Origin of the sequence: Paenibacillus sp. CF384 (assembly GCF_900106745.1) — a bacterium.
Classification (GTDB): Bacteria; Bacillota; Bacilli; order Paenibacillales; family Paenibacillaceae; genus Paenibacillus_Z.
In genome coordinates this window covers 244,557-250,599 of the sequence record NZ_FNNV01000010.1, presented here as the reverse complement: position 1 = coordinate 250,599, position 6,043 = coordinate 244,557, and the positions used below count along the sequence as shown (strand labels likewise).

Annotated in this window: 6 protein-coding genes; 4 read left to right on the top strand and 2 right to left on the bottom strand. The window is 47.8% G+C overall.

Features of this window, described 5'->3' with window-relative positions; all coding sequences use genetic code 11:
• Nucleotides 1-393: 393 nt before the first annotated feature.
• Nucleotides 394-1,338 carry an aldo/keto reductase gene (locus tag BLW29_RS17945; RefSeq protein ID WP_090982046.1) on the bottom strand — a complete coding sequence of 315 codons (945 nt, stop codon included), beginning with the start codon at nucleotides 1,336-1,338 and terminating at the stop codon, nucleotides 394-396.
• A gap of 449 nt (nucleotides 1,339-1,787) precedes the next feature.
• Between BLW29_RS17945 and BLW29_RS17940 the strand changes: the two genes are divergently transcribed.
• A complete protein-coding gene (locus tag BLW29_RS17940) occupies nucleotides 1,788-2,474 on the top strand; it encodes a YheC/YheD family protein (protein WP_256208704.1) in 687 nt (228 codons plus the stop codon).
• Between the two features lie 256 nt (nucleotides 2,475-2,730).
• Complete coding sequence (gene sda, locus BLW29_RS17935) at nucleotides 2,731-2,874, top strand: sporulation histidine kinase inhibitor Sda (protein ID WP_090982044.1); 144 nt, start codon at nucleotides 2,731-2,733, stop codon at nucleotides 2,872-2,874.
• Between the two features lie 362 nt (nucleotides 2,875-3,236).
• On the opposite strand, the gene BLW29_RS17925 is transcribed toward sda, so the two are convergent.
• On the bottom strand, nucleotides 3,237-4,175 hold the full coding sequence (locus BLW29_RS17925; protein WP_371264743.1) for an NAD(P)/FAD-dependent oxidoreductase: 939 nt from the start codon (nucleotides 4,173-4,175) through the stop codon (nucleotides 3,237-3,239).
• A 400-nt stretch (nucleotides 4,176-4,575) separates the two neighbouring features.
• On the opposite strand from BLW29_RS17925, the gene BLW29_RS17920 reads away from it, so the two are divergent.
• Together BLW29_RS17920 and BLW29_RS17915 are read left to right on the top strand one after the other, a co-directional pair.
• The gene (locus tag BLW29_RS17920) at nucleotides 4,576-5,769 is read left to right on the top strand and encodes an NAD(P)/FAD-dependent oxidoreductase (RefSeq protein ID WP_090982039.1); all 1,194 of its coding nucleotides are present in this window, start codon (nucleotides 4,576-4,578) and stop codon (nucleotides 5,767-5,769) included.
• A complete protein-coding gene (locus BLW29_RS17915; protein WP_090982037.1) occupies nucleotides 5,769-6,023 on the top strand; it encodes a hypothetical protein in 255 nt (84 codons plus the stop codon). The genes BLW29_RS17920 and BLW29_RS17915 overlap by 1 nt, the downstream gene beginning before the upstream one ends.
• Nucleotides 6,024-6,043 lie beyond the last annotated feature (20 nt).

Genomic DNA, 6,043 nt, shown 5'->3' with positions numbered 1-6,043 from the left:
CGTGCCAACCGTCGCTCGCATATTTGCCCCCGCGCCTAGTGTTTCCATGGTGCAAATACGTTGGGTTTGACAAAAACGTTCATAGCAACGGTTGTGACAGACGCTATTTACAGCACATGGGGCCGTTCCTAGTGGAGAACGTTCGAATAAGCTCGCTGGCAACCGTTAGAAAAAAAAAACAGGTGAATTTATGCCAAATAGGCACTGTGGCAACCGTTAGAATTGGTAGCGACAAAGCATGCGCTCATCGAGGAAGGTTTCTCGAGCACGGAGAGCTGCCGGCTAATGCCGGCAGCTATTTTTCATCATCATGTGATGTGAGAAGAACAACTAAGAATATCATACAATTCTTATCTTTTAACGATAGCTATTCTTCTTCCTTATCCTCTGACACTACCCTACCGCAATAGCGCGAATTTCCGCCATGACTGCGTCATCAAGCTCCACATCAATTGCCGGCAGCACACCGAGAATATGGCTCGGCTTGCGTACGCCGACCAGAGCGCTTGTGAGCGCTGGATGTGCGAGATCATAAGCGACAGCTAGCTGCGGCAGCGTAATGTCATAACGTGCCGCGATCCCTTTAAGCTTCTCGGCTCTGTCCACATTGCTGCGGAGGCTTTCACCGGTATGTGCTTTATTGCGAGAACGCCAATCATCGTCGCCGAATTTGGTATCATACGTATAGTTGCCCGACAGCAAACCGGAAGTCAGAGGGCTGTAGGCGACTACGCCGATGCCGTTAGCCAAGCAGAATGGAAGCAGCTCTTGCTCGGCTGCCGGGCGCAAGATTGAATAGGGAGGCTGCAGCGAATCTACGTGTCGTACAGTGAGTGATCGTTCTAACTGCTCGACATTGTAGTTGCTGACGCCAACGTATCTGACTTTGCCGTCCTGAACAAGCTTGTCCATCGCGCGCATTGTCTCTTCCGCTGATACTTCGCTATCCGGCCAGTGCATTTGATAAAGATCAATATAGTCTGTACCGAGCCGCTGCAGAGAAGCTTCCGCTTCACGGATGACGGAATCGTAAGCCCCGTTCTTGGTGATCGTCCGTGCATCATCCCAGACCAAGCCGCATTTTGTCGCGATAATGACCTTATCCCGATCGCCGCGAAGCGCTTCTCCAAGTACGACCTCCGAGTGTCCAAGCCCATAAACAGCTGCTGTATCATAGAAATTAATGCCTGCGTCTAGTGCTGCACGGATGCTTTCCACGGATTGAGCATCATCTTGATTGCCCCAAGCACTCGCCCAGCCGGCGCCTCCGATTGCCCATGAGCCAAAGCCGATTACAGAGATCTCAGGACCATTCTTGCCTAACTTACGATACTTCATCGTGGATTCACTCCTTCATTTGGGTTACTTTCCCATTATAATAAACCGGAAAGCAAGATGAAAGAAATCTGCGCGAGAAGGTGAGCGTTTGTCTGATTGCGTCGTCGAATTTATGGTTTTAGTCGGACATGCTGGCACCGGATTTACAGTTCTGTTCCTATCTTTTCTGAGTCCGAAGCTAGAAGAAGAGTCCTAACCTAATTTACGATTCAGTCTCGATTCTAACTAGTCAAACACCTGGTAAAACGTGCTTAAAGCGTTCAAACCGGGTATTTGGCATGCGGCAAATGTCTCCCGTTTCATTGCCCGGGCAATACTGGGCACGATTTCTGCTCTATCAGCCTATTAAATAAGGCGAGTTGACCCTAACAATCATCCAAGAGATAGATGTCTGCGAGGCATATGCTGTCAACTATAGAACAGATCTAAAGAAAGGATGGGATTACGGAATGAACGGAATGATGATATCGGAAACAGGCAGACAGTTGGCGAGCAAATGGGCAAAAACGGAGGCATTATTGTCGCACAGCCGTATAGCCCCGCATATTCCACCGACACGCATGTTCTCGAAAATGAATTTAAACAGCATGCTGCAATCGCATGGAATGGTCGTTATTAAGCCGGTTTGCGGTGCCGGCGGCAACGGCGTCATTAAAGTGTCCAAAGAATCGGGTACCTACAAGTATACCTATTACTCCAAAACAAGCCGATTCAGTACGTTTGACGGTATGTATCAGTCTCTGCTGTCGAAGAAAAGCTCCCGTCGCTATTTGATTCAGAAAGGAATTCGTTTGGCTACAATTAGCGGCAGACCCATCGATTATCGTGTGAAATACGTGAAGCAGGCGAGCGGGCAATGGGCGATTACGGCGATCGTAGGCCGCTTGGCCAAACCGGGCTTATTCGTCACCAATATATGCCGAGGCGGTACACTTCTCAGCGGTTCCGAGGGGATCAGAAGATCATTCTCCAGCGCTGCGGTCGGTTCCAAGAAACGTGAAATGCGGCTGCTTACTCAGCTTTCCACCGAAGTGCTTGAGGGGCGGTTCCCGGGGATTGGGCAGTTAGGCTTTGATTACGGCATAGATGGGAACGGGAAAATCTGGATTTTCGAAGTGAATACGAGGCCTCAATAGTAGTTAACCGGATTTAATATAATAGATTAATAGGTTAATAGAGGATCATTAAACTTTTTTATCAAAAGTGGATTTTGTCGGGCTGTGTATAACCGTATCCACAATATCCTCATTGGTATTTCCTCATTATTCGACCATTACCCACATCTTACCAACATGCTGTCCACAAGTGTATGTGGATAATCGGAACGCTTGTTCCTTCCTATTTGGACATGCTAAGATGAAAATGGAAATAAAGAGGGAAGGAGTGAAGAATATGGATCAGCTGTCAGACGACCTTTTGCTCGATGCCTATGACGCAGCGCATAAGTTCGAATTGGATCCGGAGTTTATTCTATTACTGCGAGCGGAGCTGAAACGCAGACAACTTAATCCGGAAAATTACCGCAATACAGCCTAGCACTCGTCCCCGCATCAGTGCCACTTAGAAACCGATACTTCAAACGACTTTACACAGTTTGAGCAATATACGATATGTCCACAGCTCTGTTCTGATTGTGACCATGAAGGAAGCGTCTCGTTATTTGTATACGTGTCAGGCTGATAAGGTGCATAAGGACCGGCAAAGTCTTCCAGCCGTCCGTAATCATCAGTTTGTAGGGAGCAAACCGGACAGATAGCCGTAAGCTGCTCCAAGCCATTGCAGATGGGACATAACATAGATAAGGGTACCCTCCTTTGCCATTGCGACGTAGATCAGCATGTCAGGCTAAAGATTAGGATACCCTTTTTTGATTTGTAATACGTGCAGATATTCGGTGGCTACAGTTTCATATTGCTGCTATGTCCGGGTGAGAGCTTAGCGGTAGGATCTACATAAACCTTGGCATTGTTGATGGCAGTCGGCGCTTCACCGAATCCAACTGCAATTAGCTTCAGCTTCCCGGGATACGTAGTGACATCACCTGCAGCGAAGATACCGGGAACGCTCGTTTCCATTCGAGAATTAACAACAATGGAACCATTATCGATCTGGAGACCCCATTCGGCAATCGGACCAAGGGATGAAACGAAACCATAATTAACGATGAGGGCATCGACTACCGGAAGCTCCGTGAAATCGGATGTTTTGCCATGCTGTAAGGTGATGCGTTCAATATGGTGTGTACCATGCAGGGAAGTAATTTCATATGGTGTTAGTACACGGACAGTGGACTTCAGTAAATTCTCGACACTGTGCTCATGAGCTCTGAATTTATCTCTGCGATGCACGAGCGTTACGCTTGCAGCAATGGGCTCAAGCATGAGCGACCAATCAACCGCCGAATCGCCGCCACCGGTGACAACGACATGCTTGCCTTTGAATTGGTTCAAATCGCTAATGAAATAATGGAGATTTCTCTTCTCATAGTGGGTCGCTTGCGCGAGCTCCAATCGTCGCGGCTCGAATGCGCCGACTCCTGCGGTAATGATAACAGCTTTGGCGTAATGCGAGGTTTTGTCCGTCACAATCTCGAAAGAGCGTTCATCGTGCTTAATGACGTTGACGACTTTCTCCTCCAGGTGAATGTCCGGTTGGAATAATTCCATTTGCTTCTTCAATTGCTCCACAAGCTCACCTGCGGTTACTTTCGGAAATCCAGCCACATCATATATATACTTCTCCGGGTATAGCGCGGCTAGTTGGCCCCCCAATTGAGGCATACTTTCAATGATCTTGACTGAGGCTTGGCGCATACCGCCATAGAATGAAGCAAACATACCGGCAGGGCCGCCGCCGATAATCGCAATATCGACATGCTGGGGATTCGTTGAGTTGGACACCGTTGACACCTCCAAAAAGGTAACAAAATGAACGAGCACATGCTGCCTTACACTTGGATGAATCTACATCTTCTTGTACATTATATCTGTTCGACAAGCTAAGAGGAAATAAGAAAATTGGATGTTATTCTAAATATTTTCGTATAAATTACCCTTGAACTTTACTGAAAAAGTTTGTAATATGTGAGGTATTAGTATTCGATTTGTCGAAAATAGACACGGACTATCATAAAAGTAGGCTAAGGGTCACACACTAACATTATTCATTGTCTGTGTTTGTGTAATTTTTCACAAAGTCTGTAAAGAAAAAGAAATTACGAATGGATGGGATCCTGCGATGAGCAACATACCGAAAATTGTTATTCTTGGTGCCGGTTACGGCGGTATCTTGACAGCACTGCGTCTTCAAAAAGAGCTCAACTACAATGAAGCTGATGTAACGCTTGTAAACAAGCATGACTACCACTACTTTACAACGCATTTGCACATGCCTGCTGCGGGTACAGACAAAACCGAAAACGCGCGCGTGAGCATCTCCAAGCTGATTGACGAATTCAAAATCGATTTCGTTAAATCGACTGTTGTACAAATCCGCACGCAAGACAAGAAGGTCATTCTTGAAGACGGTACGCTTTCCTACGATTACCTTGTAATCGGTCTTGGCGGCGAGCCGGAAACTTTTGGAATTCCAGGTATGCTTGAGCATGCAATGAATATTCGCAGCATCAACTCCGTTCGTCTAATCCGCGAACACATTGAGTACCAATTTGCACGTTACAAACGCGAACCACACCGCACAGACTACCTTACTTTTGTTGTCGGCGGCGCCGGCTTCACAGGTATCGAGTTTGTGGGCGAGCTTGCTGATCGTCTTCCAGAGCTTTGCAAGCAGAACGACGTGGATCCATCGCTTGTTAAACTATATAACATTGAAGCTGCTCCAACTGCGCTTCCTGGTTTCGATCCGGAGCTCGTTGAGTACGCTATGCAAGTATTGACGAAGAAAGGCGTTACATTCCGCATCGGAACAGCGATCAAAGAATGTACTCCTGACGGCGTAGTCGTTGGCGACAACGAAGAAATCAAAGCAGCAACAGTCATTTGGGCAGCCGGCGTACGCGGCAACCGTTTGATCGAAGAAGCAGGCATCGAGACTATGCGCGGACGCGTTAAAGTCGATGAGTCGCTTCGCGTACCTGGCCATGAGAATATCTATGTTGTTGGTGACAACTCCTTGATGTTCAACCCGGAAGGCCGCCCGTTCCCGCCGACTGCACAGATCGCTATGCAGCAAGGCGTAACTTGCGCGCACAACCTGGTAGCTTCGATTCGCAACCAACCGCTGAAGAAATTCGAATTCAAGAACAAAGGTACAGTTGCATCCCTTGGTAAAGGCGAAGCGGTTGGTCTTGCATTCGGCAAGAAATACAAAGGCGGCGTAGCTGCATTGCTTAAGAAAGCTATTGACGTTCGTTACCTGTACATCATCGGTGGTATTCCACTGGTACTTCGCAAAGGTAAATTCCTGTAATGCGACACTGCAGCGTGCAGGTTCGTGGTTTGCTGACGCGCGATGAACTGGATCGGTACAACGCGCTGATGGAAGTGGGCTCCTTCTTGGAGTCGCAGAACCGTTACGACTTGGCATATACGGTGCAGAAGGAAGTCGATATTCTCATACTGCCGGGCATTGAGCGGCTTAAGGAGAAGGGCAGGGAGCGCGACCGTCAGACGGAAGCGTATCTCGAAGCGAAGCGTATCCTCGAAGAGGATGACGAAGACTAAACAAATAAAGCGGATGAGGC